The organism is Streptomyces sp. NPDC027189 (genome assembly GCF_055566975.1).
Map to the genome: position 1 here is coordinate 368,845 of NZ_JBVHRI010000001.1, position 24,762 is coordinate 393,606.

Consider the following 24,762-nt stretch of genomic DNA (forward strand, 5'->3'; position numbering starts at 1 on the left):
CCGGTGCGCTGTGCCTTTAGCGCCCAATATCGGCCCATACGGGGTGTATCGCTATTTCACCCCACCCTTCCGAGTGGCCGCACCACCCGGATGCATCTGGACGCGGCCACTCCGGATGACCAACGCAATGGATCTTCGCCGTTCGATGCGGAACCGTTGGATTCCGTGCACCAGATGTACGCATTCCGAGACTCCGCCGTCCGCATATCGAACCCCTTGCCCGATTGGCGTAGTTGGCCCGATTCTGGACACGGAACGGCCACGGTGCGCTACACGCGTAGTTACGCTAAGGTCAAGTCGAGGTAAAGAAAGTAAAGAGAAACCCAAGGGGGTCGAGAATTTATTGACCTTGAATGAATTGCGTTGAAAAAGTCCGGCGTAGCCCGTAGGGAGCGCCCTGCGGAGTCCTTGACCGCATCGGGCCTGGAGCACCATGACCCCCCCAACTCCATCTGCGGCTGCCCCGCTAGAGGTGACCGACGAGAGCGTCGAGAAGTCGGCTTCTCCCTCGACGCCCAAGGGCAACGAGAGTCGCTCCCCAGGACGGCTGGCCTGGACCCGCTTCAAGCGTGACCGCACGGGCGTCATATCGGCCTACATCGTGGTCTTTTTCTTCCTGGTCGCGATCTGCGCCCCGCTGATCGCCAAGCTGTACGGCAAGAACCCGTACGAGCAGTACGGTCAGGAGACCCCCGGCCTGCTCAACGACTTCGCCTTCCCCGTCAAGCCCAACGGCGGAATCGACGGCGACTTCTGGTTCGGCATCGAGCCGCAGCTCGGCCGGGACGTCTTCACCTTCCTGATCTACGGCATCCGCACCTCGCTGATGATCGCCACCGCTGCCACGCTGCTGACCACGCTGGTCGGCGTGGTGATCGGCGTCACCGCGGGTTACCTGGGCGGAAAGACGGACTACTTCGTCGGCCGGGTCATCGACATCCTGCTGTCGTTCCCGTCGACTCTGTTCTTCATCGCCTTCATGCCGGTCGTCTACGGCCTCTTCGTCCCCTTCAACGAGGACGTGCCGTCCTGGCTCAGAGCCACCTGCCTGATCCTCGTGCTCTCCGCCTTCGGCTGGGCCTCCATCGCACGTCTGCTGCGTGGCCAGGTACTCGGCCTGCGCGAGCGGGAGTTCGTCGAGGCCGCGAAGGTGACCGGAGCGTCATCCCGCCGCATCGTCTTCAAGGAACTGCTGCCCAACCTGTGGACGCCGATCCTGATCCAGTCCACGCTCATGCTGCCGGCCTACGTCACGGCCGAAGCGGGTCTCGCCTTCCTCGGCGTCGGCATCCAGGACCCGACCCCCGACTGGGGCGTCATGATCCAGCGCGGTGCTGGCTTCTACACCGAAGACATCACCTTCATGATCTTCCCTGGCGTCTCGATGATCATCTTCGTACTCGCCTTCAACCTGCTCGGAGACTCGGTACGCGACGCACTCGACCCGAAGTCCAAGCGCTGAGTCCCACCCCAGCTCCGGTCACCGTAGTCCGGCTGGTAGCACTTCTCTCATCCACCCTCCTCGAGGCAGGTAAGCCATGTCCTTTTCCCGCAGAAACTTCCTCATAGCCACTGGTGTGGCGGCCGGTGCGACCACGGTCCTGAGCGCCTGCAGCAGCGGCAACGGGGGCGGGAGCGGCAGCAGCAAGGCTCCGTCGGTGGACAAGGCCAAGGCCGCCACCATCGCCGTCGGCACCAAGGCCGACTCCACCGGTCCGGCCCCCGAGGTCGAGGGTGCGGTCAAGGGCGGGACGATCTACACGCTGGACCAGATCGACTGGGACCACCTGGACCCGGCGCAGCTCTACTCCTCGTACGAGGGCGCCTGCTCGGTTCTGTTCCTGCGTGGTCTGACCGGCTACAAGGTCGACTCCAAGGGCGCCACCACGCTCGTGGGTGACCTCGCCACTGACGCCGGCACCGCGTCGGACGGCGGCAAGACCTGGTCCTTCACGCTCAAGGACAACGTGAAGTGGGAGGACGGCGCCGACGTCACGATCGAGGACGTCCGCTGGACCTTCGAGCGCCTCTTCGCCAAGTTCGTCACCCAGGGCCCCCGTTACCCGCAGAGCTGGCTGGTCGGCGGCGACAAGTACAAGGGTCCCTACGAGGGCAAGCACCTGGACTCGATCGAGGTCGACGGCAAGACCATCACCTTCAAGCTGAAGGAAGCCCACGCCGACTTCAACTTCATGGTCGCGATGCGCGGCTTCTCCATCGTGCCCAAGAAGCACGACACCAAGGAGAAGTACGACAAGCGCCCGTACTCCTGCGCCCCGTACAAGATCGACAGCCGCAGCATCGGCAAGGGGGCGACGCTGGTCCGCAACACGCACTGGGTCGCCGAGACGGACCCGCTGCGCAACGCGTACCCGGACAAGTTCGTGTTCCAGTTCGGCTTCCAGTCCCTGGCGTCCACGGACCGCTACATCGCCGACAAGGGCAACGACCAGTTCACGCTGTCGCTGCTCAACGAGGTCGCTCCCGAGCGCATCCAGAAGGTGATGACCGACGCGACGCTCAAGAAGCGCGTGCTGACCCAGGTCGACACCACCTGCTACTACTTCGCGATCAACACCACGCGCGTCAAGGACGTCAAGGTCCGCCAGGCGCTCAACTTCGCGTGGCCGTCGCAGCAGCTGAAGCAGATCCGTGGTGGCTCGCTCTCCACCGCGACCGCGACCACGATCATCAGCCCGCTCACCCCGGGCCACAAGGACTTCGACCTCTACAACAAGAAGACGAAGCCCATGGGCGACCCGGAGAAGGCCAAGGCGCTTCTCAAGGAGGCCGGCAAGGAGGGGCAGCGCATCGTCGTCGCGATGCAGCAGTCCGACAACTCCGTCAAGCAGGCCGTCGCGATCAAGACCGCGCTGACGAAGGCCGGCTTCACCCCGGTCCTCAAGCAGGTCGACAAGACGTCCTTCTACAGCCAGATCGGTCAGCTGGACAACCAGTACGACATGTTCGCCGCCGGCTGGGGCCCGGACTGGCCGGCCGGTTACGCCGTCATCCAGCCCTGCTTCGACAGCAGCCAGATCGCCGACGGTGGCGTCAACTGGCCGCAGCTGAAGGACAAGAGCGTGGACAAGGCGATCGCCGCCGCCACCATCGAGGCCGACCCGAAGAAGGCCGCCACGATGTGGGGCAACATCGACGAGCAGATCATGCAGGTCGCCGCGGTGGTTCCGGACTACAACCCGATCCGCAACTACTTCCACGGCTCCAAGGTCGGCGGCGTGATCTACGACTCCGGCAACACCTGCATCGCGCTGGGCAAGGTCTACGCCGCGAAGGCCTGATCCCGCTTCGGGGCGGCGGCAACCGCCGCCGCCCCGGTCCCACCTCACACGCTCCCCACACCCGGCGACGGCGCCCCGTCCGGAAAGTCACGCCACATGTTCCGTTTTCTAGTCCGCCGCGTAATCGGCGCACTTGTGATTCTGCTGATCATCAGCGCCGTCACCTTCATGCTCTTCTACGCGATCCCGCGCGACCCGGCCCGTATGGCGTGCGGCAAGGTCTGCACCAAGGACCTTCTTGAGCAGGTTCGGCAGAACCTCGGGATCGCCGACCCGCTTCCGGTGCAGTACTGGCACTGGCTGGCGGGCCTCTTCGTGGGACGCGACTACGGCGGCCTCGGCAACTGCAACGCGCCGTGCCTGGGCTTCTCGTTCACCAACCGTGAGCCGGTCCTCGGCACGATCATGGATCGCTTCCCGACGACGATCTCGCTCGCCCTGGGTGCCGCGTTCTTCTTCCTGATCATCGGCGTCGGCACGGGCATGATCGCCGCGGTCAAGCAGGGCAAGGCGGCCGACAAGATCGCCAGCTCGTTCTCGTTGATCGGCTCCTCACTGCAGATCTACTTCGTCGGCTACATCGCCATGTACTTCCTGGTGCAGCAGCTCGGCATCCTCGATCAGCCCTCGTACACGCCGTTCACCGAGAACCCGTCCGCCTGGGCGGGCGGACTCCTGCTGCCGTGGCTGACGCTGTCCATCATCTTCACCGCCAACTACACCCGTATGACGCGCTCCCAGCTGGTGGAGCAGCTCAGTGAGGACTACGTGCGGACGGCACGTGCCAAGGGGCTGTCCCGGCGCACGGTCTTCTTCCGCTTCGCGTGGCGCGGTGCGATGGGGCCGATCGTGACGATCTTCGGCATCGACCTGGGCACGCTGATCGGTGGCGCGATCATCACCGAGTCGGTCTTCAGCCTCCAGGGCATCGGCCGGCTCGCGGTCACCGCGGTGGAAGCCAACGACCTGCCCATGCTGCTGGGCGTGACGCTGGTCGCAGCCTCGGCGATCGTCTTCTTCAACATCATCGTGGACGCCGTCTACGCCTTCATCGACCCGCGGATCCGGCTCGCCTGACCCCGGGCACCCGCCCCCGACAGCAACCCCCGGCATCACCCCCCTCAGGAGCGTCCCCGTGACGAGCACCGATCAGCAGCCCTTCCTGTCCGTCAGGGATCTGAAGGTCCACTTCTCCACCGAAGACGGCGTCGTCAAGGCCGTCGACGGTCTCACCTTCGACCTGGCCAAGGGCAAGACGCTCGGCATCGTGGGCGAGTCGGGCTCGGGCAAGTCCGTCACGAACCTGACGATCCTGGGCCTGCACGACCGCGACCGCACCGCCATCGACGGGGAGATCCTGCTCGACGGCAAGGAGTTGCTGACCGCCTCCGAGCGTGAGCTCGAGCAGCTGCGCGGCAACAAGATGTCGATGATCTTCCAGGACGCGCTGGCCTCGCTGTCGCCGTACCACACCATCGGCAAGCAGATCGGCGAGACGTACCGCAAGCACACCGGCGCCTCCAAGAAGGAGGCCCGGGAGCGGGCGATCGAGATGCTCAAGCGGGTCGGCATCCCGCAGCCGGACGTCCGCGTGGACGACTACCCGCACCAGTTCTCCGGCGGTATGCGCCAGCGCGCGATGATCGCGATGGCGCTGGTCTGCGACCCCGAGCTGCTGATCGCCGACGAGCCGACGACCGCGCTCGACGTGACGGTCCAGGCCCAGATCATGGACCTCCTGAAGGACCTCCAGCAGGAGTTCGGCACGGCGATCATCTTCATCACCCACGACCTCGGTGTCATCGCCGACATCGCGGACGACGTGCTGGTGATGTACGGCGGCCGGTGCGTGGAGCGCGGCACCAAGAAGGAGGTGCTGCGCGAGCCGCAGCACCCGTACACCTGGGGCCTGCTGGGCTCGATGCCGAGCCTGGACGGTCCGGTCGATGTACCGCTGAACCCGATCCCCGGTTCGCCGCCGTCGCTGCTGAACCCGCCGACGGGCTGCCGCTTCCACCCGCGGTGCACCTTCACGGAGAAGATCGAGGGCGGCCTCTGCTCCACCGAGCAGCCACTGCTGAAGATCACGGACGGGCGCGGTGCCGCCTGTCACCTCACGGCGGACCAGCGCCGCGAGTTCTTCGCCGACTACGCCGCGACCCGGTCGCACTGACGTAACTGAGACGGGATTTCACGATCATGAGCAACACGAACCCCCTCCTGGACGTCACCGGACTGACCAAGCACTTCCCGGTGATGGGAGGCTTCCCCTTCAAGCGGAAGATCGGCGCGGTCCAGGCCGTGGACGGACTCGACTTCCAGGTCGCCGAGGGCGAGAGCCTGGGTCTGGTCGGTGAGTCCGGTTGCGGCAAGTCGACGACGGGCCGGCTGATCACGCGCCTCCTGGAGCCCACCGGCGGCAAGATCAGCTACCGGGGCCAGGACATCACGCACGCGGGCCGCAAGCAGCTGGCGCCGGTCCGCTCCGAGATCCAGATGATCTTCCAGGACCCGTACGCGTCGCTGAACCCGCGCCAGACGGTCGGCAAGATCATCTCGGGCCCGATGGAGATCAACGGGATCAACCCGCCCGGCGGCCAGGAGAAGCGCGTACGCGAGCTCCTGGAGACGGTCGGCCTCAACCCCGAGCACTACAACCGCTTCCCGCACGAGTTCTCCGGCGGTCAGCGTCAGCGCATCGGCGTGGCCCGCGCGCTGGCCCTCGAACCCAAGCTGATCGTCGCGGACGAGCCCGTCTCGGCGCTCGACGTCTCCATCCAGGCGCAGGTGGTCAACCTGCTCCAGGACCTCCAGCGGGACCTGGGCATCGCGTTCGTCTTCATCGCCCACGACCTCGCGATCGTGCGCCACTTCTCGGAGCGCGTCGCGGTCATGTACCTCGGCAAGATCGTGGAGATCGCCAACCGCGAGGACCTGTACGACAACCCGCGCCACCCCTACACGCGCGCGCTGCTGTCCGCCGTTCCCGAGGCCACCGCGGACGACGTGCCGGCCCGCGAGCGCATCCTCCTCACCGGTGACGTGCCCTCCCCGCTCAACCCGCCGTCGGGCTGCCGCTTCCGCACCCGTTGCTGGAAGGCCACCGAGAAGTGCGCGACGGAGGCCCCGCCGCTGGTCCAGGTCGAGGGCAACCGTGAGGGCCACCTGACGGCGTGCCACTACCCGGAGACCCAGGACTCCGTCCCGGCGCCCCGCCTCTCCAAGGACCCCGAGGTCGCGGCCTGACACACCCCTTTTTCGTCAGCCCGTGACCCACGGGACCGACTTTCACCGGCCCATTGACCCGAGCCCATGAACGTCCGGTTCCCGGGGAAGGAAGGCCCGTGCACCCTTCGGGGGCGCGGGCCTTCGTCTTGGCCACAGTGCGGTGCGGGGGCCGGGCCTCGGGTCATCTTCCGGTTCCTCTTCTCCCCTTGCGATAGTCGAAGAGCACCACGGTGACGATCGTCGTCAACCCCAAGATGATGAGGCCGAGCCACCCTGCACCGGTGAACGTCAAGAAGAGCCCCAAGAGGACGATGACGGCGGTCAGGACTCTTTCTCGCCGGCTCCGGCGGACGAGGCGTGAACCGTGGGCGGTGTCCGGGGAAGGCGTGCCGGGCCGAGTTGCGGTCGCCGGGCGGCCGGGCTTGGGGCGATGGTCCGGCGGCATCTTGGCCGCCTGCTGCGCAGGCTTGGGCGGTTGAGGCTCCGGCTGGACGGGAGCCCCGGGCGGTTGAGCCGTCGGCTGCTCCGGAGTGGGCTCCGGTGGCTGCGGAAGGATGGAGTGCAGGCGCGCGGCGGCGGCGCCTGATACGAGTCTGCTGTCGTCGTCCGAGAGGCGGCGGATCTCGTCGAGGACGGCGCCGCGGACGACCGTGTTGCCGATCCGGTGCAGGTGGGCCAGCCCGTCGAGGGCACCAAGCCGGTCGCCCGCGATCGGGCTGCCGATCGCGTTGCGCAAATAGGCGGGGAGCTTCCAGTTGATGTTCCTGGCGATGACCGTACGGCCCTCTACGTTGTCCTGCTTTTTGGGCCGCTGCTGCGGCATCTCGTCGACGACCCGGTCGTGGACGTAGCTGTACAACTCGTCGAGAGTGATGTTGCCATCGCCATCGAGGTCTGCGCTGCCGTCACGAAGGCCCTCCACCAGGTAGCGGGTGAACACGGACTGCGTCGCTTCACCGTGCGGCTGGTTGCCCTCGAACGAGTACTGGGTCGCGTCCGATGCGGTCAGCACGGTGCGGCCGCGGCCCTGGAACCGCTCCAGTGCGTGTACGGCGGTGTCGTCGGATTTGGCGACCCGGCCGGCCGGGAACGCGCCGCTGTAGCAGCAGTCGAGCACCAGCACCTTCTGCCGTGAGACGCATCCCTCCATCGCCTGATCGATGTTCTCGGCGGACAGCGCGGTGAACAGCAGGCTGTCGCGGCGGGTGTTGGTCATCGCCAGGTAGAGCCGGCCGTCGTCATCCTTGAGGCCATGGCCGGTGAAGTACAGCAGGGTCAGGTCGTCGCGGCGCCGATCGCGATAGAAATCGCCGATGGCCTCCCCGACCACGTGATGCGGTTCGTTGACCAACGTGGTGACCTCGAACCCGGCGATGGCCGGGTCCCGCAGCACCTTGGCGAAGGCCTCCGCGTCGTGCCCCGGAGCGGTCAACTGCCGCAGCCCGGCGTCCTGGTAGTCGTGGGTGGCGATCAGCAGAGCCAGTCGGCGTCCCATGGCTAACCGCGCTCACGGCCGGTGTGGCGACGGATGTACGCGTCGACCAGGTCGCGCCGCTCGGCGGCGGACGCCCGCTCCAGTTCGATCGTGTCACCGTCGATGGTCAGCGAGACGCGATGCCGGGCGGAGGACCTGGCAAGCCAGTCGCGCAGGGTCTCGATGAGCGCCGTGAATACACCGCCGGAGGCGCTCAGCGCTACGACGACGGCCCCGAGCGTGACCGCATCGGCACCCTTCGCACCGTCAGGAGCCGGGGCGCCGGGTGCGGGACGGACCGATTCGACGTCCAACTCGGCGATCTCGGCCCGGAGCCGGCGCGCCAGCCGTTCCGCCGTCTCCGGATCCAGCTCGGGGTCGGGCGCGATGACCAGGAGCACGTTCAGCACGCCGTCCACACGGTGATCCGTGTGGCCCGCTCTCATAGGAGTGTCGTCTCGCATGAGTCCCCCGGTGGCACGTTGCAGCGAAGCCGTACCCCACAGTGTGGCGGTATGCGGCTGCGTCGGCAGCCTGTCGGGACTACTCGCCGAGCCGAGATGGTTCAGCCGGGGGCGGGCACGGGCCTCACCGGCTCAGGCGTGGGCCAGGTCCAGCTCACCCACCACCTGATCCCCACTCATCTCCCCCGTCCGACGGAACCCCAGCCGCAGATAGAACTCCTCGGGTCCGCCCTCGCCCAGGCCCCACGTCACCGTTGCGCGGGACTGGCCGCGCCCGCGGATCTCCTCGCAGACGGACTCGACGGCGAAGCGGCCGTAGCCGCGGCCCTGTCGGCCGTCGGCGATGTTCAGGCGCCAGAGGCCGGAGCGGGGGCGGTCGTCTGGGTCCTCGGGGTTGAAGCGGATGTCGAAGAAGGCCATCACGAACCCGACCAACTCCTCGCCGTCGACGATCAGGCGGGGCCCGGCCTGCTCGGGGTGCACATAAGCCTCGGCCAGCGACTTCACCACCGGGGACACGAAACGTTCCTGGTCCGGCCGCACCTTCAGCGCGAGGGCGGCGTCGATGTTGTCCGGCGTCACCTTCGCCAGCCGCAGATCCGCCACCGTCAGCCCAATTCCCCGCGCTCCACACAGAATTCGTTGCCCTCCGGGTCGGCCAGGACGACCCAGCCGCCGCCGTCCGGGCGGGTGTGGTCCGCGATCTGCCGGGCGCCGAGGGCGAGTGCCCGCTCGACCTCCGCCGCCCGTGTGCGGGCGTGCGGTTGCAGGTCGAGGTGGATGCGGTTCTTGGCCGTCTTCACCTCCGGGACGTGCACGAACAGGAGGGTCGGACCGCCGGAGGGGTCCACGATCACCGCCTCCGGGTCGCCGGGCTTGTCGTCGTCGGCCAGCGGGCGGCCGAGCAACTCGCTCCAGAACCGGCCGAGATCGTAGGGATCGCCGGTGCAGTCGAAGGTGATCGTGCGGATGGTGGGGTTCAACGGACCTTGCTCTCCCATGTGTTAGTCCCCCGTCCGGCCGTCGGCCAGTTCACGCAGGATGTCGATATGGCCGTTGTGCCGGGCCGTCTCCTCGATGAGATGGAGGAGGATCCAGCGGAGGTCGACATGGCGCCCGTCGCGGATGGGGCGCTGTGCCTTGGTGTCCAGGTCGTGGTCGGCGACCAACCGGCGGTAGCGGGCAGCCTGTTCCTCGTAGTCGTCGAGGAGCTGGGTCAGCGGGATGTCGACGGCGATGCGCATCTCGCGGTCGGGGTCCTCGTCCGTCCAGGGCCCCTCGTCCTCCTCGCCGAGGAAGACCACCTGGAACCAGGAGTACTCGACCCAGCGCAGGTGGCTGATCAGTCCGCACAGGGTCATCAGCGGGGACCCTGGCAGCGGTGCCTTGATGGCGTCCTCCGCCGAGACGCCCTCGCACTTGGCGTGGGCGGTGGCGCGGGCGTAGTCGAGGAAGGTGGTCAGCTGGGTGCGCTCGTCCCAGTCGGGGGGCGTGTCAGTGCGAGTCGTCTGAGTCATCGGGGTGAAGCATCCGCTCCCGCCCGTTCGTTGTCGAGCGATTAAGTGCCCGCTTCCAGTGCGGGGTTGTCGACGCCCCGGCACCGGAGCCAGACTGTCGCGCCATGGCCTTCCACCTGCGCGGGACCGTCCTGCCCGACGGCGTCGTACGCGACCTCTGGACCCTCGGCGACCGGATCACCTTCCAGCGCCCCTCCGCACCGGCCGACACCATCGCCGACGGCGGGTTCCTGCTGCCGGGCCTCGTCGACGTGCACACGCACCCGGGCGCCGCCGCCGAGGACGACATGCGCTTCGACCCGGACGTCTTCGCCGAGCAGATCGCCGCCCACCGCGAGGCGGGCATCACGGCCCTGCGCTTCCCGGGGCTGCTGGGCGAGGTGCCCGACGGGCTGCGCGACGCGCCCGGATCCCCTCGTATGATCGCCGCCGGCCGCTGGCTGGCCTGGGCGGGGCTGTCGAAGAGCGTCGGGTTCCACACGGTGACCGACGACCTGGTCGCCGCGGCGGTGGCGGAGGCGAAGGCCCACGACGGCTGGTGCAAGCTCATGGGCGACTGGGACTTCGAGGCGGCGCCGGTGCCGTACGAACTGCTGTGCGCGGTCGTCGACGGCGTGCACGCGGTCGGCGGACGGGTCGCCGTCCACTGCCAGTCCGCGGACGGCGTGCTGGGCGCGGCGCGCGCGGGCGTCGACTCCATCGAGCACGGCATGGGAATGCCGGAGCAGTGCATCGAGCTCATGGCCGCGCGCGGGACGTCGTACGTCCCCACCCTCACCGCCTTCGCGCGCAGCGCGCCCCGGATCAAGGACAACCCCCGGGGCAGACTCTGGCACGACGGCCACCGCACGATGATCCGTCGCGTCCGGGAGGCGTACGACGCCGGTGTCACCGTCCTCGCCGGTACGGACTCCGCCCCCTTCGGCAACGTCGCCACGGAGGTCGAACACCTCGTCGCCGCGGGCCTGCCTCCCGAGACGGCTGTCGGCGCCGCCAGCTGGACCGCCCGCGCGTTCCTCGGCCTCACCGGTCTGGCCGAGGGCGCCCTCGCCGACATCACCGTCTACGACACGGACCCCCGCCTCGACCCGGGTGCCCTCCGCCTTCCCCGCCGCATCGTGCTGCGCGGCCGGGTCGTCCGCTGACCCCGCGTCAGCGCCCCTTCGCCACCAGCTCCACCTCGAACCCGTCCACGTTCTCGAGATATGCGGCACAGTGCTCGGTCCCACCCGCGTACGGATGCCGCTCGGGGAACAGCAGCGACCAGCCGTACGCCGGCGCCTCCTCGACCAGCGCGTCGAGTTCCGCGCGGCTCCCGACGTGGAAGGCGAGGTGGTTGAGCCCGGGGCGCAGCCGGTCGTGCCGGTCTCCGCTCAGCGCGGGCGACTGCTCGACCACCAGGTACGTCTCGCCCAGGCGCCAGCTACGGCCGTCCGGCCAGTCCTGGTAGGGGACGTACCCGAGCCGCTCCAGCAACCAGCCCCACGCCCGCACGGCCCGCCCCAGGTCCGGCACCCACAGCTCGATGTGGTGCAGCATCTCGTCTCGATTCTCATCGGCAGCATGCCCGAGCCTCTCACCTGCAGGTGGAGGCCACGGCGTACACCGTGCAACCGACGGCGGGTCACCGGCCTGCCGTCATCTATCCCTTTCTTCAACTTCCCTTTACTGAACCGAACTTGCCCTCACGCTTCCTACCCGATCAGTGGTTCGACCGGGCCCTCGGGCTGAGACACTGCTGCGATGGCTGATCGTTCGTTCAGTGACGTCTCACTCGCCGCCCTGTACGACGCCCTCAATCCGTGGGGGCCGAGTGACGACTTCTACCTGGACCTGGTGATGTCCGCGCGGTCCGTGCTCGACGTCGGGTGCGGGACGGGGCGGCTGTTGGGGCGGGCCCGGGAGGCCGGGCACGAGGGGCGGCTCTGTGGGCTGGATCCCGCCGCGGCCATGCTGGTGCAGGCGCGGCGCCGGGCCGCCGTCGAGTGGGTGCTCGGGGATCTCGTCTCCGCGCGCTGGGAGCGTGAGTTCGACCTCGTCGTGATGACCGGGCACGCCTTTCAAGTACTCGTCGGCGACGAGGAGTTGCGCTCCTCGCTGGCCGCGGTCCGCGAAGCCCTCACCGACGACGGCCGGTTCGTCTTCGAGACGCGCAATCCCGCCGTCCGCGCCTGGGAGTCCTGGACCCCGGAGCGCGTGCGCGAGGTGAGCGACGACCACGGCGATGTCGTACGGGTCCGGCACGAGGTCGAGACGCCCGTGCTCGGGGACCGCGTGACGTTCACCGAGACGTTCGAGCACCCAGGGTGGGAGCGGCCGCGGGTCAGTCGCAGCACGCTGCGGTTCCTGGGGGCGGACGCGCTGTCCGGGTTCCTCGACGACGCCGGGCTCGCCGTCCACGAGCAGTTCGGCGACTGGGGACGGGGACCGCTCTCCCCCACCGCCCCCGAGATCATCACCGTGGCCGGGCCCAGCGGCGGCTAGGGCCCGCCCGGCGGATCGTGCCGGACAGGCCCTAGTCGTCGCCCTCGAGCGCCGCCAGCGCCGGATCCAGCACGATGTCCTCCGCGCGGGCCTCGATCGTCGGGTCCTCCGGGAAGTGGCAGGCCGTCAGATGGCCCTCGGCGTTGCCCGACAGCTGGATCAGCGGTGGCTCCTCCTGCGCGCACTTGTCCTGCGCCTTCCAGCAGCGCGTACGGAAGCGGCAGCCGGAGGGCGGGGCGATGGGGGAAGGTACGTCGCCCTCCAGGCGGATGCGTTCCTTCTTCTCGGCGTCGATGTCAGCATCGGGAACGGCCGACATGAGGGCGTGGGTGTAGGGGTGGCGCGGGCCGGTGTACAGCGACGTACGGTCCGCGATCTCCACGATCTTGCCGAGGTACATCACCGCGACGCGCTGCGAGAAGTGGCGGACGACCGCGAGGTCGTGTGCGATGAAGACGAACGCGATGCCCATCTCCCGCTGGACTTCCTGGAGCAGGTTCACCACCTGCGCCTGGATGGAGACGTCAAGTGCCGATACCGGCTCGTCGGCCACGATCAGCTTGGGCGCGAGCGCCAACGCCCGTGCCACGCCGATGCGCTGGCGCTGACCGCCGGAGAACTCGTGCGGGAAGCGGTTGTAGTGCTCGGGGTTGAGACCGACCGTCTCCAGCAGCTCGCGCACCCGGGCCTCGCGGCCGCCGGGCGGATTGATGCCGTTGATCTCCATCGGCGAGGAGATGATCGTGCCCACCGTCTGGCGGGGGTTGAGGGAGGCATACGGATCCTGGAAGATCATCTGGATCTCGGAGCGGATCGGGGACAGCTGGCGCCGGGTGGAGCGGCTGATGTCCTTTCCGCGGTACGAGATCGTGCCCTGCGTGGGCTCCAGGAGACGGGTCAGCAGTCGTCCCGTCGTGGACTTGCCGCAGCCCGACTCGCCGACCAGACCCAGTGCTTCACCGGGGAAGACGTCGAACGACACGCCGTCCACGGCCTGCACCGCGCCGATCGTGCGCTTGATCGGGAAGCCTCCCCTCACCGGGAAGTACTTCTTCAGGTCGCGTACCCGCATCAGCGGTTCGGCCGGGTCCACGTCCCGCTGACCGGGGATGGTGTCGACCGCGACCGCGGTCTTCTCGTCGCTCACAGCGTCGCTCACAGTCAGTCCCCTCAGCCCAGCCTGGGCCGAATCGTCTCGGTGAAGATGCGGCTCTTTTGATCCAACGTCAGATGGCAGGCCGCTCCCCGACCTTCCGGCAGCTCGGGCCGGATGTCCACACACCGGTCGGAGCCCTCGACCTCGCTCCGGAAGGCGCACCGCGGATGGAACGGGCACCCCGAGGGCGGGTTCAGCAGCGACGGAGGCGCGCCCGGAATGGGGGTCAGCGGCTCGTCCACGTCCGCCGAAAGTCGCGGCATGGATGCCAACAGGCCCCAGGTGTACGGGTGTTGCGGGGACTTGAGGACCTCGCGGACCGTGCCGCGCTCCACCGCCCGGCCCGCGTACATCACGAGCAGGTCGTCCGCCATGTTCGCGACCACCCCGAGGTCGTGGGTGATCATGATGATCGCGGAGCCGAACTCCTGCTGAAGGTCCTTCAGGAGGTCCAGGATCTGCGCCTGGACGGTCACGTCGAGGGCCGTCGTCGGTTCGTCGGCGATCAACAGGTCCGGGTTGCAGACCAGGGACATCGCGATCATCGCGCGCTGGCGCATACCACCGGAGAACTGGTGCGGATAGTCGTCCACGCGCCGCTGGGCGTGCGGGATGCCGACCTTCTCCAGCATGTCGATGGCCCGCTCGCGCGCCTCCTTCTTGGAGGCCCCGGTGTGCTTGCGGAACGGCTCGCCGATCTGCCGCCCCACGGTGTGGTACGGCGACAGCGCGGTCAGCGCGTCCTGGAAGATCATCGCCATCTTGTTGCCCCGGAGCTTCTCCAGCTCGACCTCGGTGGCGGTGATCAGTTCCTTGCCGTCGAGGACGACCTCGCCCTCGATGGTGGTGGTCAGCGGGTTGTGCAGGCCCAGGATGGTCAGGTTGGTGACGGACTTCCCGGATCCGGACTCGCCGACGATACCGAGCGTCGTACCGCGCTCCAGGTCGAAGGAGAGACCGTCGACCGCCTTGACGACGCCGTCTTCGGTGGAGAACCGCACATGCAGGTCACGCACCGACAGGAACGCGTCGGATCCGGTCGGCGCCGGGGCGTCCTCGGGCTTGGTGAGTGTGGTCACTTCAGAGGGCTCCTCAAGCACTAGGACAGCCGCACACGCGGGTCGATCACGGCGTACAACGCATCCACGATGACGTTGAGCAGGAGGATGAACGCGGCGCTGAAGAGCATCACGCCCATGAGTTTCGGCAGGTCCTTGCCGACCACGGACTCCACGGCGAGCCGGCCGATGCCCGCCAGACCGAAGGTGAACTCGGTGACGACGGCGCCGCCGAGCAGCGCGGAGAGGTCCATGCCGAGGATGGTGAGGATCGGGATGAGCGAGCCGCGCCAGGCGTACCGGAAAAAGACGTATCTGCCGGTCATGCCCTTCGCGCGAGCGGCGCGCACATGCTCTTCCTGGAGCTGCTCGATCATCGTCGAGCGCGCCATACGGGTGTAGTTGGCGGTGAAGATCACGGACATGACGACCCAGGGGATCAGCAGGCCCATGAACCACTGCGCCGGATTCTCGCTGAACGGCACGTACTTGGGCTTGTCCAGCCAGCCGGTGCTGTAGACGAAGATGCCGAGGACGATCGGGCCGAGGAAGTAGATCTGGAACGAGCTCAGCACCAGCGAGATGGAGCTGAAGACCTTGTCCAGCCAGGTTCCCCGGTAGCGGGCGGCGATCATGCCGGTGCCGAGGCCGACGATGAGGAAGACGATCAGGCCGCCGATCGTGAGGGACAGCGTCAGCGGGAAGCGGTCCATGATCGTGGACCAGACCATCTGCTGGTCGCGGAAGGAGACGCCGAAGCAGGGGGCCGGGCAGTGCCCCACGGCGAAGTCCCGCCCGACGAATATGCCGGAGAGGAACTTCCAGTACTGCACCGGGATCGGATCATCGAGCCCCAGGTTCTTGTGGATGATCGCCAGCGCGTCCGGGGTGCAGTTCTTGCCGCACGCGAGGGTGGCCGGGTCCTGGGGGATCGCGTAGTACATGAAGAAGGTGAAGGCGCTGATCAGCAGGAGGATGAGCATCGCGCCGAACGTCCGGCGAAGGATGAATCGAAGCATGGCGGAACGCTGCTCTCAGGACGGCGGCCAGGGACAGGAGCGCCCGGGGCGCACTCCGCTGAGTGCGCCCCGGGAGGGTGGTCAGCTCTTGAGGAAGACCCGGGTCGGGTCGGTGTAGCTGGTGACCGTGGAGTAGCGCAGGCCGCCCACGTTGGTGCCGGCGATCTGGAACACCTTGGTGTAGTAGATCGGCGACGCCGGGTTGACCTTCTCGCTGATGTACTGGTTGAGCGCGGTCCAGGCCTTGGTGGCCTCGGCGGTGTCCGTGATCTTCAGGATCCGCTTGATCTCGGAGTTCACGTGGTCGTCGTTGATGTGCGCGTAGTTCGACGCGCCGTCCTGGATCTGCGTGCCGTCGTACAGCGGCGGGAAGACGGTGCTGGCGGAGGACCAGTCCTGGCCCCAGCCGGTCATGTAGATGTCGAAGCCGTTGTCGACCTTGCCGATCTGCTCGTACCAGGTGGCGGCGTCGACTTCCTTCTTCTGGACGTCGAGACCGATCTTGGTGAGGGCGTTCTCGACGAGGACGGCCTGCTGCTGGCGGACCGGGATGTTGGCGTAGGCGTAGACGATCTTCTTGCCCTTGGCGCCGGCCTCTTCGATCAGCTTCTTGGCCTTGGCGATGTCACCGTTGGGCTTCTTGGTCCGGTCGAAGGGGTCGTAGTCCTTCTGGTAGCCCGGAGTGGTGGGCGACATCAGGCTGTTGGCGACCTCACCGCCGTACGCGCCGCCGTCTGCCTTGTAGACCGCGGTGGACGGCATGGCGTAGGTGATCGCGTCGCGGATCTTCTTGTCCTTGATGCGGTCCATGTTGAAGTTCATCTGCCACACGTACGGGGCGTAGCCCTGGATCGTGCGCTTCATCGCCGCGGCGTCGGAGACCACCTTCTGGACCTGGGTGGTGGCAACCTGGCCGGTCATCATGATGGCGTTCTTGGCCTCACCGCGGTCGGCGAGGATCGTCTTGGTCTGGTCCTCGTCGTCGTGGTTGATGTCGATGTTGAAGCCGTCGACGTACTGGTGACGCATCGCGTCCGTCTTCGCGTCCCAGTTGGTGTTCTTGACCAGCTTCACGCTCTTGCCGGCCTTGAACTCCGAGATCTTGTACGGGCCGATGGCGACGGGCTTGGTGTCGTACTTGGCCTTGGTGTCCGTCTTCTCGGGGACGACGGAGTAGCCGGCCATGGCGAGCGCCTGCGGCAGGTCGGGCTGCGCGTCCTTGAAGTGGAAGACGACCGTCTTGTCGTCGGGCGTGGCCAGGACCGTGTCCGGCAGGTGCTTGCCCTTGAACGGGCCCTCGTACGCCTTGCGGTAGGTGGTGCCGGCACCGGACAGCCACTGCTGGATGTACGACGGGCCGTCCGTGATGAACGGGTCGTAGAGCCGCTCGAAGGTGTGGCGGATGTCGGCCGAGTCGATCACATGACCTGTCTCGTCCTTGACGCCGTCCTTCAGGGTGTACGTCCAGGTCTTGCCGCCGTCCGACATCTTGCCGGGGTCGGTGGCGAGGTCACCGACGACCGTGAGGCCGCCCTTGGCGTCCTCCTTGTAGGTCGTCAGGCCGCGGAAGATGAGCTTGGAGAGCAGGCCGGCGTCGCTGACGTAGATCTGGCCCGGGTCGAGGTGCGAGAAGTCGTCCTCCTCGTACACCTGGATCGTGCCGCCGGGCTTGGCGCCGGTGACCTCTTCGGCGGGACCCGTCGAGTCCGCCGCGGTGCCCATCTTCACCGCCGCGGCCTGGGACGCGGCCTCTTCCTTGTTCTTGCTCTTGTCCTTGCCGCTGCCGCTGTCACTGCTGCTGCAGCCGGCCAGCGCCAGGGCGCCGGCCGCGACCGCGACGACGACGGTCCGCCCTCTGTGGGAACTGAGGATGCTCATGGAGTCGAGTCCACCTGCCTGTGAGTTGTGATCAGTGATCAACCGGTGCTGCCTGGCAGTGCACGGCCGGTCGTGCCGGCTCCCGGGTGGCAGCGGCCCCCCGCGCTCGGATCAGCGGCCCGTCTTGGGATCGAAGGCATCCCGGACCGAGTCACCGAGGAGGTTGAACGCCACGACGAAGACGACCATGGCGACACCCGGGAAGAACATGTAGACCGGGTCCTGTTCGTAGATGTCCGACCCGATGGCGAACATCCGGCCCCAGTCGGGGGTCGGTTCGGTGTAACCGACCCCGACGAACGAGAGAAAAGCGACCGACAGGATGGTGCTCGGCAGCATGTAGGTGCCCTGCACCAGGATCGGTGTGACGAGGTTGGGCAGCAGTTCCTTGCGGATGATCCGCCACGGCGAGGCGCCCGCGACCTTCGCGGCCTCGACGAACTCCCGCTCACGCAGGGAGAGCGCGACCGCCCGGATGAGCCGGGCGAGACCCATCCAGCCGAGGAACCACAGCACGCCGATGATCGCGAGCGCGTGAATGTAGGTGGGCGTCTCCTCGTCGGGGGCGACGAACACCGCGGTGATCACCGGCATCGCCGCGATCATGAACAGCTGCTGCGGGAAGGCGAGCAGGAAGTCCGTGAGCCGACCGAGCCAGTAGTCGACCTTGCCGCCGAAGTAGCCGCCGACCAGGCCGATCAGCACCCCCATGAACACCATCGCGACCGTCGCCGCGAGCGCCGTGTACAGCGAGGTGCGCATGCCGTACAGGAGCTGCATGAACACATCGCGCCCCAGCGTCGGTTCGATCCCGAACCAGAACTCCGACGTGATGCCGCCGTTGGGACCGGCGGGCATGTTGAAGTCGTTCAGGAGCGTGGGGTCGTCCTGCCCGTAGAGCGTGTACGGATCCTTGCCGTACAGCTTCGAGATCAGCGGAGCGAGGGCGGCGATCAGGAAGAAGAAGATCACGATGTACGCGGAGACGACACCGCTGCGGTCGCGCTTGAACCGGCGCCACATCAGCTGGCCGGGCGATCGGCCCTCCAGCTTCTCCGGCTCGGCGGAACGCTTCTGCTTCGTCTGCTCGTCGACCTCGGTGGAGGCTTCCGCGCTCTCGATCTCGATCGGACTCGTCATGATTCGTCCATTTCATGGGTACGCCGAGCCCGCGCCCGCCACAGGGTGTGGGCGGCCACGGTTCGGACCATGCGGATCAGGAGAGACGTATGCCTAGCGGTCGCTGCGCGCAAGAACGCGGCGTGCGACAACTCGCAGATGAACACGCGTAGTTGGCATCTGGTGCCTCCTCATGACTCAACCGGTGCACGGACAGGAGGGGCCCTGACTGACCTCCGACACCCCTGACGGAGGGTCAAACACCCCACTGTGCTCGTGAGTCGGCGCTGTCCCCACAGCGCATGACCCATTGACCCGAGCGTTACGCGGCTAACTATCTGACATGAGCCAGATAACCGACCACAGCCTTTAGGTCTCGGTTCCATCACAGCTGACGCGTACATCTTCCAAAATCTGGACAAAATGATCTGAGGGAGAAGCCCGCGAAACGGACGTGTTACATGCGTATCGGGCGGGGGGTCCCGCATTTCGGACAGCGGGAAGCAGAAATTGGGTTGCAAAAAGCCCGGGTCCCCCCATCCTGGGGAAACCCGGGCTCAGTTGCCGATGATCAGCCGTACGGAGCGACGAGAATCAGCCGAACCGGACGACCGTGATCAGCCGAACCGGCGACTGTGATCAGCCGTGCTTGGCGCGGCTCGCGGCGCGGGCGCGCTCGCGGGCGTCCAGGTTGACCTTGCGGATGCGAACGGCCTCCGGGGTCACCTCGACACACTCGTCGTCACGGCAGAACTCGAGGGACTGCTCCAGCGAGAGCTTGCGCGGCGGGACGATCGCCTCGAACGAGTCGGCCGAGGACGACCGCATGTTCGTGAGCTTCTTCTCCTTGGTGATGTTCACGTCCATGTCGTCGGAGCGCGAGTTCTCGCCGACGATCATGCCCTCGTACACCTCGGTGCCGGGGTCGGTGAACAGCACGCCGCGCTCCTGCAGGTTCGTCATCGCGAACGCGGTGACGGCGCCGGCGCGGTCGGCGACCAGCGAGCCGTTGTTACGGGTCGCCAGCGTGCCGAACCAGGGCTCGTGGCCCTCGTGGATCGAGTGCGCGATGCCCGTGCCGCGGGTGCTGGTGAGGAACTCGGTCCGGAACCCGATGAGACCGCGGGAGGGAACGACGAACTCCATGCGCACCCAACCGGAACCGTGGTTGGACATGTTGTCCATCCGGCCCTTGCGGACACCCATGAGCTGCGTGACCGCGCCCATGTGCTCCTCGGGCACGTCGATCGTCATGCGCTCGACCGGCTCGTGGACCTTGCCGTCGATCTCCTGGGTGACGACCTGCGGCTTGCCGACGGTCAGCTCGAAGCCCTCGCGGCGCATCTGCTCGACCAGGATGGCGAGCGCGAGCTCACCACGGCCCTGGACCTCCCAGGCGTCCGGACGCTCAGTGTCGAGCACACGGAGGGAGACGTTACCGATCAGCTCGCGGTCCAGACGGTCCTTGACCTGGCGGGCGGTGACCTTGCGGTCCTTGACCGCGGCCTTGGCGTCCGCGCCCTTGCCCGTGCCACCACGGCCGACCAGCGGCGAGGTGTTGGTACCGATCGTCATCGAGATCGCCGGCTCGTCGACCGTGATCAGCGGCAGCGCGATGGGGTTCTCGGGGTCGGCGAGGGTCTCGCCGATCATGATGTCCGGGATACCGGCGACGGCGCAGATGTCACCGGGACCCGCCACCTCGGCGGGCTTGCGGGTGAGCGCCTCGGTCATCAGCAGCTCGGTGATGCGGACGTTGGACATCGTGCCGTCGCGCTTGATCCACGTGACGGTCTGGCCCTTGCGGAGCTCGCCCTGCTCGACGCGGAGCAGCGCGATACGGCCGAGGAAGTTGTCGGCGTCCAGGTTGGTGACGTGTGCCTGGAGCGGGGCCTTCTCGTCGTACGAGGGGGCCGGGACGTGCTCCAGGATCGTGGAGAAGAACGGCACCAGGCTGTCGCTGTCGGCCGGGACGGTGCCGTCCTCCGGCTTGGTCAGCGAGGCCACGCCGTCACGCGCACACGCGTAGACGATCGGGAACTCGATCTGGTCCTCGTCGGCGTCGAGGTCGAGGAAGAGGTCGTACGCCTCGTTCACGACCTCGTCGATGCGCGAGTCCGGGCGGTCCGTCTTGTTGATGCACAGGATGACGGGCAGGCGGGCCTGCAGCGCCTTGCGCAGCACGAAGCGGGTTTGCGGCAGCGGGCCCTCGGAGGCATCGACGAGGAGGACGACCGCGTCCACCATCGACAGACCGCGCTCGACCTCGCCGCCGAAGTCGGCGTGGCCGGGGGTGTCGATGATGTTGATCGTGATGGCCTCGCCGCCATCCTTGGGGTGGTACTTCACGGCCGTGTTCTTGGCCAGGATCGTGATGCCCTTCTCACGCTCCAGGTCATTGCTGTCCATCATGCGGTCGTCGAGCGACTCGGCGGCGTGCGCGGCGAAGGCACCGGCCTGCTTGAGCATGGCATCGACCAGGGTGGTCTTGCCATGGTCGACGTGGGCGACGATGGCGACGTTGCGGATGTCGTGGCGCGTGGCCATATTGAGGCGCTTCTCCCGGGGTGAGTGGACGGCCTCCGCTGCGCGGGGCCTGCCGGGCTGAACACGCCACGGCCTTACCCCATGGTACGTGCCCCGGACAGCCCCGGCCCCCGGAGGGCGACGACCACCACCTGACCTGGGCCCCTACAGCCGTCCCAGCTGTGGGCATACGCGCCGCCGCCCCCCACTTTCCCAGCTGTGGGCATGCGTGCCGCTAGGGGCGGCACGGGTGGGCACAGCGGCACCCCGTACAGCGCCGGGCCGCGCGACCGGCCCTCGACCCCCGCCCCGGTGCCGGGAGCCTTGGTGCAACAGGGCACCCGGCGCTGGTGGCTGTGCCCACCCGTCCCGCCCCGGGACGATTGCCCACAGCAGTCAGCGGTAGCGGGAGCCAGCCAGCGGCAGCTGGAGTGGAGCCGTGGTCAGTTCTGTGAGGGGCCGGCCGAAGGCTTCGCGGAGGGCTTCAGGTAGCCCATGTCCTCGTAGATCGGCGTCTGGAAGCCGAAGGCGCCGGTGTTGGCGAGGTTGGAGCGTGCGGCGGTGAGCTGCGGGCGCTGGTAGAGGGGGATGGAGCCGGCGGCGGCCCAGATGCGGGCGTCGGCCTTGCGGACCAGCGAGCGCGCCTCGTCCTCGTCCAGCGTGGAGATGGCCTGGTCGAAGAGCTGATCGACCTGGTCGGTGCCGACCCGGGTGTAGTTCTGCTCGACGCTGAGGGACCCGTCGGCGGCCGGCACCGGCTTGGCGAAGATCGGGCGGGCGTCGGTGGCCGGAAAGGCGGACGCGGGCCACGAGTACAGCGCCAGGTCGTACTGACCCGACGCGATGTGGTCCTTGAAGTAGCTGTCGTCCGAGACCTTCGAGATGTCGGTGTGGATACCGATGCGCTGCAGCATCTGCGCGATGCGGTCGGCGACGGCGTGCAGGGACTCGGAGCCCGGGCCCGAGGGCAGCACGAAACGGAGCGTGAGCGCCTTGCCGTCCTTGGCGAGCGCACCCGCCGCGGCGCCCGCGGGAGCCGCCGTCCCCTTCGGCGCGTACGCCCCCGGCGCCCCGCCCTGCCTGAGGTACCGCTTCCCGTCCAGGTGCTTGCCGGCCTGCTCGTCCGCGTACTCCCCCGACTGCTTCCGATTGTGCCGTTCGCTGTGGTCCTTGGGGTCCTTCTTCCTCTCCCGGTCGGCGTCGGAGGGCTTGTCGTCCTCGCCGACGATGTACGTCCCGTCGTCGCCGGTGCCGTCGGAGTCCGCCTTCTTGCCCTGGGAACCGGCCGCCTTCTCCGTCTTCTTCTTCTGTTCCTTGACCGGCCCGCCGGGCACCCACCCGGCGTCGGTCAGCAGCGCCTGCGCCTCGGCGGTGTTCTGGCCGCCGAGAGCGCCGCTGTTGTCGGCGTACGCCTGCTGGCCCGAGAGGGCGAGATGGCTGCCGACCGGAACGGCGGGCAGGCCCAGCGGCTTCAGCACCACCTGGGCGAGCTCCTGCCGGTTGAGGGCGCGGGCCACGGCGCGGCGGACGCGCTCGTCGGCGAGCGGGCCCTCGGAGCCGTTGAGGGCGAGCTGGGTGTAGGCGGGTTCGAGGGACTTGCGGACCACGAAACGGCGCAGCGCCGACTGCTGGTCGGCGAACTTCTCCATCGCCTCGCGCAGCTTCGTGCGGGCGCTGGCCTCGTCGGAGGCGGCGTTCTCGTCGGAACCGTGCGCGAGGGCCCAGGAGCGCAGCGCCTTCGCGGGTGTGATCGCGGCTCCGGCCCCCTGCAACGGGGTGCTGCCCTGATCGCGGGCGGCGAGCGTGATCTGTTCGGCCTCGGAGGGGTCGATCTCGGCCAGGTCGAGCTTGTCATCGGCGAGCGCGGCGGCCCGCTTGTCACGGGCGACGGCGATCAGATCGATCTCGGAGAGCTTGGTGGGATGGCCCCACCAGCGCGGGTTGCGGATGAGGTGGACCTCGCCGCCCGTGCGGTCCACCTCCTTCAGCGCGAAGGGTCCCGCGGTCACCTTGAGCTTCCTTCTCGCCCCGTCGTTGAAGCTGTCCGGGGTACCCATGACGTCCTTCGGGTACAGCGGTGAGAACAGCGACTTCCAGTCGGCGTAGGGCCGGCTGAAGGTGACTCTGACCTCCAGGTTGTTCTTGCCGCGCTCGATCTTCTCGATGCGGTCGTAGCCGGCGTTGCGGGCCGTCCAGTACGCGGTGTCCTTGCCGGACAGAGCGCGCCACTGGGCCGCGAAGTCGGCGGCGCCGATCTCGCGGCCGTCGCTCCAGACGGCCTGCTGGTTGAGCTTGTACAGCACGACCTGCTTGGGCTCGGTCTCGACGATCTTCGCGGATTCCAGGTAGTCGGGGTCGACCTGCGGCCGCCCGTTCCGGTCGAGCCGGTACATCGACGGCAGTACGGCCCCGGCGACGCGCGAGGTCGCGGCGTCGGCGTCGGCCTGGAAGGTGTTGAGCGTCTCCGGTACGGCGTCCACGGCCCAGCGCAGGGTGCCGCCGTCGGCGACCAGGTCACGGGCCGCGGGCGCGATGTCCTGCCCGGCCACGGGCTGACCCGCCTCGTCCTCCGCGCTGCACGCGGCGAGGGCGGGTACCGCGAGCGCGCCCGCGGTGAGGAACGCGACCGAGCGCATCACCGCGCGCAGTCCGACGCCGTCGTGGGACATCACTGCAACCTCCGGGGGGCGCTCCGCTGTGGGGCAGGTCGGCTTCTGATCACGTTTGGCGGTATATGGAGTTGATCAGATGTATGCGCCCACTGAAGGGGAGGAAGGCGGCCACGGGGCGGCGACACGGCGGTGCGGGCCGCGAAGGCCACCCATGTGGCGCAATGGCACCCGGCGCCGGGGCCGGCCCAGGGAGGATTTCGCCCCTCCACCCCGACCCGTGGGGGCTTGTCGCGCAGTTCCCTGCTCCCCTGAAGGGGTGCGCGGAACTGCGCGATCTTTTGGGGGGTCTGAGGGCGGAGCCCCCAGGTACGGGACGGATAGGGGCGGAGGGGGCGACACACCCCCGGCGCACGGCCGCGCCACCGGCGGCACCCGGCGCGCGCAGGGCGCGTGGCGGCGCGTTCGGGATAGTGCGATCCTGGAATCCGTGCAGATCTCTTCACACGGCCCGGTGTGACGCGCAACACTCGCAGGCGCATGAACGTTGCCGCCTTGGGCCGGAGGGTCCGCGGAAGTGAGGGCAAGTCATGTCCGTGCACGACGACTTGACGTCCGTACAGCGCTGTCTCGACGACCTCGCGAGGTCGGTCGGACGGCTGGAACAGCAAATAGGCGCCGGCCTGGATATGCGCCGGGTGCGGGCGGACGCCGACCACCTGCGCGAGAGCGTCGCGCTGCTGCGCGAGGCCGCCGCCCAGCCGGCCGCGCCACGCCGGCCCGACCTGGTCGCCATCCCCGACACCCCGTACGACAACTCCCTGTGGACGGACTCGGACGACGAGGGCCTCGGCGCCCGCGACCGCCACGCCCCGTGAGCACCCCCGGCGAGCAGGCCGAAGGGTCGACACAGTCACGCGCCGGGGGG

Annotated in this window: 21 protein-coding genes; 8 read left to right on the forward strand and 13 right to left on the reverse strand. The window is 68.0% G+C overall.

The window, feature by feature from the left end; all coding sequences use genetic code 11:
- The first annotated feature begins 472 nt into the window (after positions 1 to 472).
- The 5 genes from ACZ4RZ_RS01695 (at position 473) to ACZ4RZ_RS01715 (ending at position 6,548) form a co-directional block, all read left to right on the forward strand.
- On the forward strand, positions 473 to 1,462 hold the full coding sequence (locus ACZ4RZ_RS01695; protein WP_467740987.1) for an ABC transporter permease: 990 nt from the start codon (positions 473 to 475) through the stop codon (positions 1,460 to 1,462).
- A gap of 76 nt (positions 1,463 to 1,538) precedes the next feature.
- Entirely contained in the window at positions 1,539 to 3,302 is a 1,764-nt protein-coding gene (locus ACZ4RZ_RS01700) for an ABC transporter substrate-binding protein (protein WP_467740989.1), read from the forward strand.
- 96 nt (positions 3,303 to 3,398) lie between these two features.
- The gene (locus ACZ4RZ_RS01705) at positions 3,399 to 4,379 is read left to right on the forward strand and encodes an ABC transporter permease (RefSeq protein WP_467740991.1); all 981 of its coding nucleotides are present in this window, start codon (positions 3,399 to 3,401) and stop codon (positions 4,377 to 4,379) included.
- Positions 4,380 to 4,437: 58 nt separating this feature from the next.
- Positions 4,438 to 5,475 (forward strand): ABC transporter ATP-binding protein, encoded by a 1,038-nt coding sequence (locus tag ACZ4RZ_RS01710; protein ID WP_467740993.1) that lies wholly within the window; start codon positions 4,438 to 4,440, stop codon positions 5,473 to 5,475.
- A gap of 26 nt (positions 5,476 to 5,501) precedes the next feature.
- Complete coding sequence (locus ACZ4RZ_RS01715; protein WP_467740995.1) at positions 5,502 to 6,548, forward strand: ABC transporter ATP-binding protein; 1,047 nt, start codon at positions 5,502 to 5,504, stop codon at positions 6,546 to 6,548.
- A gap of 163 nt (positions 6,549 to 6,711) precedes the next feature.
- On the opposite strand, the gene ACZ4RZ_RS01720 is transcribed toward ACZ4RZ_RS01715, so the two are convergent.
- From ACZ4RZ_RS01720 to ACZ4RZ_RS01740, 5 genes are all read right to left on the reverse strand, one after another.
- Complete coding sequence (locus ACZ4RZ_RS01720) at positions 6,712 to 8,025, reverse strand: caspase family protein (protein ID WP_467740997.1); 1,314 nt, start codon at positions 8,023 to 8,025, stop codon at positions 6,712 to 6,714.
- A gap of 2 nt (positions 8,026 to 8,027) precedes the next feature.
- Complete coding sequence (locus tag ACZ4RZ_RS01725) at positions 8,028 to 8,423, reverse strand: effector-associated constant component EACC1 (protein ID WP_467740999.1); 396 nt, start codon at positions 8,421 to 8,423, stop codon at positions 8,028 to 8,030.
- Between the two features lie 177 nt (positions 8,424 to 8,600).
- Positions 8,601 to 9,065 (reverse strand): GNAT family N-acetyltransferase, encoded by a 465-nt coding sequence (locus tag ACZ4RZ_RS01730; RefSeq protein WP_467741927.1) that lies wholly within the window; start codon positions 9,063 to 9,065, stop codon positions 8,601 to 8,603.
- Positions 9,066 to 9,076: 11 nt separating this feature from the next.
- Positions 9,077 to 9,469: a VOC family protein gene (locus ACZ4RZ_RS01735; RefSeq protein WP_467741000.1), complete on the reverse strand. Its 393-nt coding sequence runs from the start codon at positions 9,467 to 9,469 to the stop codon at positions 9,077 to 9,079.
- 3 nt (positions 9,470 to 9,472) lie between these two features.
- Entirely contained in the window at positions 9,473 to 9,985 is a 513-nt protein-coding gene (locus ACZ4RZ_RS01740; protein WP_467741002.1) for a DinB family protein, read from the reverse strand.
- A 104-nt stretch (positions 9,986 to 10,089) separates the two neighbouring features.
- Between ACZ4RZ_RS01740 and ACZ4RZ_RS01745 the strand changes: the two genes are divergently transcribed.
- Positions 10,090 to 11,130: an amidohydrolase family protein gene (locus tag ACZ4RZ_RS01745; RefSeq protein ID WP_467741004.1), complete on the forward strand. Its 1,041-nt coding sequence runs from the start codon at positions 10,090 to 10,092 to the stop codon at positions 11,128 to 11,130.
- Positions 11,131 to 11,137: 7 nt separating this feature from the next.
- Here the strand turns inward: ACZ4RZ_RS01745 and ACZ4RZ_RS01750 are convergent, their stop codons facing one another.
- Positions 11,138 to 11,524, reverse strand: a complete 387-nt coding sequence (locus ACZ4RZ_RS01750) for a VOC family protein (RefSeq protein WP_467741006.1) — start codon at positions 11,522 to 11,524, stop codon at positions 11,138 to 11,140.
- 204 nt (positions 11,525 to 11,728) lie between these two features.
- Here ACZ4RZ_RS01750 and ACZ4RZ_RS01755 point away from each other — a divergent pair, with 204 nt between their 5' ends.
- Complete coding sequence (locus ACZ4RZ_RS01755) at positions 11,729 to 12,469, forward strand: class I SAM-dependent DNA methyltransferase (RefSeq protein ID WP_467741008.1); 741 nt, start codon at positions 11,729 to 11,731, stop codon at positions 12,467 to 12,469.
- A 31-nt stretch (positions 12,470 to 12,500) separates the two neighbouring features.
- On the opposite strand, the gene ACZ4RZ_RS01760 is transcribed toward ACZ4RZ_RS01755, so the two are convergent.
- The 7 genes from ACZ4RZ_RS01760 to ACZ4RZ_RS01790 all read right to left on the reverse strand — a co-directional run bounded on the left by ACZ4RZ_RS01760 (position 12,501) and on the right by ACZ4RZ_RS01790 (position 23,894).
- The gene (locus tag ACZ4RZ_RS01760) at positions 12,501 to 13,541 is read right to left on the reverse strand and encodes an ABC transporter ATP-binding protein (protein WP_467741929.1); all 1,041 of its coding nucleotides are present in this window, start codon (positions 13,539 to 13,541) and stop codon (positions 12,501 to 12,503) included.
- Between the two features lie 98 nt (positions 13,542 to 13,639).
- Positions 13,640 to 14,704, reverse strand: a complete 1,065-nt coding sequence (locus ACZ4RZ_RS01765; protein ID WP_467741010.1) for an ABC transporter ATP-binding protein — start codon at positions 14,702 to 14,704, stop codon at positions 13,640 to 13,642.
- 20 nt (positions 14,705 to 14,724) lie between these two features.
- Positions 14,725 to 15,702, reverse strand: a complete 978-nt coding sequence (locus ACZ4RZ_RS01770) for an ABC transporter permease (protein WP_399087287.1) — start codon at positions 15,700 to 15,702, stop codon at positions 14,725 to 14,727.
- An 81-nt stretch (positions 15,703 to 15,783) separates the two neighbouring features.
- The gene (locus tag ACZ4RZ_RS01775; protein WP_467741012.1) at positions 15,784 to 17,580 is read right to left on the reverse strand and encodes an ABC transporter substrate-binding protein; all 1,797 of its coding nucleotides are present in this window, start codon (positions 17,578 to 17,580) and stop codon (positions 15,784 to 15,786) included.
- A gap of 111 nt (positions 17,581 to 17,691) precedes the next feature.
- A complete protein-coding gene (locus ACZ4RZ_RS01780; protein WP_467741014.1) occupies positions 17,692 to 18,720 on the reverse strand; it encodes an ABC transporter permease in 1,029 nt (342 codons plus the stop codon).
- Positions 18,721 to 19,338: 618 nt separating this feature from the next.
- Positions 19,339 to 21,246, reverse strand: coding sequence for a translational GTPase TypA (gene typA / locus ACZ4RZ_RS01785; RefSeq protein ID WP_467741016.1), 1,908 nt, complete (start codon positions 21,244 to 21,246; stop codon positions 19,339 to 19,341).
- Between the two features lie 422 nt (positions 21,247 to 21,668).
- Complete coding sequence (locus ACZ4RZ_RS01790) at positions 21,669 to 23,894, reverse strand: ABC transporter family substrate-binding protein (protein WP_467741018.1); 2,226 nt, start codon at positions 23,892 to 23,894, stop codon at positions 21,669 to 21,671.
- 530 nt (positions 23,895 to 24,424) lie between these two features.
- Between ACZ4RZ_RS01790 and ACZ4RZ_RS01795 the strand changes: the two genes are divergently transcribed.
- On the forward strand, positions 24,425 to 24,712 hold the full coding sequence (locus tag ACZ4RZ_RS01795) for a hypothetical protein (protein WP_467741020.1): 288 nt from the start codon (positions 24,425 to 24,427) through the stop codon (positions 24,710 to 24,712).
- Positions 24,713 to 24,762: the final 50 nt, after the last annotated feature.

Coding starts and splice junctions, on each gene's coding strand:
- ACZ4RZ_RS01770 (WP_399087287.1), bottom strand. CDS start 15,702: ATGCTTCGATTCATCCTTCGCCGGACGTTCGGCGCGATGCTCATCCTC.
- ACZ4RZ_RS01760 (WP_467741929.1), bottom strand. CDS start 13,541: ATGCGGGTACGCGACCTGAAGAAGTACTTCCCGGTGAGGGGAGGCTTC.
- ACZ4RZ_RS01790 (WP_467741018.1), bottom strand. CDS start 23,894: ATGTCCCACGACGGCGTCGGACTGCGCGCGGTGATGCGCTCGGTCGCG.
- ACZ4RZ_RS01775 (WP_467741012.1), bottom strand. CDS start 17,580: ATGAGCATCCTCAGTTCCCACAGAGGGCGGACCGTCGTCGTCGCGGTC.
- ACZ4RZ_RS01755 (WP_467741008.1), top strand. CDS start 11,729: ATGGCTGATCGTTCGTTCAGTGACGTCTCACTCGCCGCCCTGTACGAC.
- ACZ4RZ_RS01780 (WP_467741014.1), bottom strand. CDS start 18,720: ATGACGAGTCCGATCGAGATCGAGAGCGCGGAAGCCTCCACCGAGGTC.
- ACZ4RZ_RS01795 (WP_467741020.1), top strand. CDS start 24,425: ATGTCCGTGCACGACGACTTGACGTCCGTACAGCGCTGTCTCGACGAC.
- ACZ4RZ_RS01700 (WP_467740989.1), top strand. CDS start 1,539: ATGTCCTTTTCCCGCAGAAACTTCCTCATAGCCACTGGTGTGGCGGCC.
- ACZ4RZ_RS01735 (WP_467741000.1), bottom strand. CDS start 9,469: ATGGGAGAGCAAGGTCCGTTGAACCCCACCATCCGCACGATCACCTTC.
- ACZ4RZ_RS01720 (WP_467740997.1), bottom strand. CDS start 8,025: ATGGGACGCCGACTGGCTCTGCTGATCGCCACCCACGACTACCAGGAC.
- ACZ4RZ_RS01740 (WP_467741002.1), bottom strand. CDS start 9,985: ATGACTCAGACGACTCGCACTGACACGCCCCCCGACTGGGACGAGCGC.
- typA (WP_467741016.1), bottom strand. CDS start 21,246: ATGGCCACGCGCCACGACATCCGCAACGTCGCCATCGTCGCCCACGTC.
- ACZ4RZ_RS01705 (WP_467740991.1), top strand. CDS start 3,399: ATGTTCCGTTTTCTAGTCCGCCGCGTAATCGGCGCACTTGTGATTCTG.
- ACZ4RZ_RS01715 (WP_467740995.1), top strand. CDS start 5,502: ATGAGCAACACGAACCCCCTCCTGGACGTCACCGGACTGACCAAGCAC.
- ACZ4RZ_RS01745 (WP_467741004.1), top strand. CDS start 10,090: ATGGCCTTCCACCTGCGCGGGACCGTCCTGCCCGACGGCGTCGTACGC.
- ACZ4RZ_RS01750 (WP_467741006.1), bottom strand. CDS start 11,524: ATGCTGCACCACATCGAGCTGTGGGTGCCGGACCTGGGGCGGGCCGTG.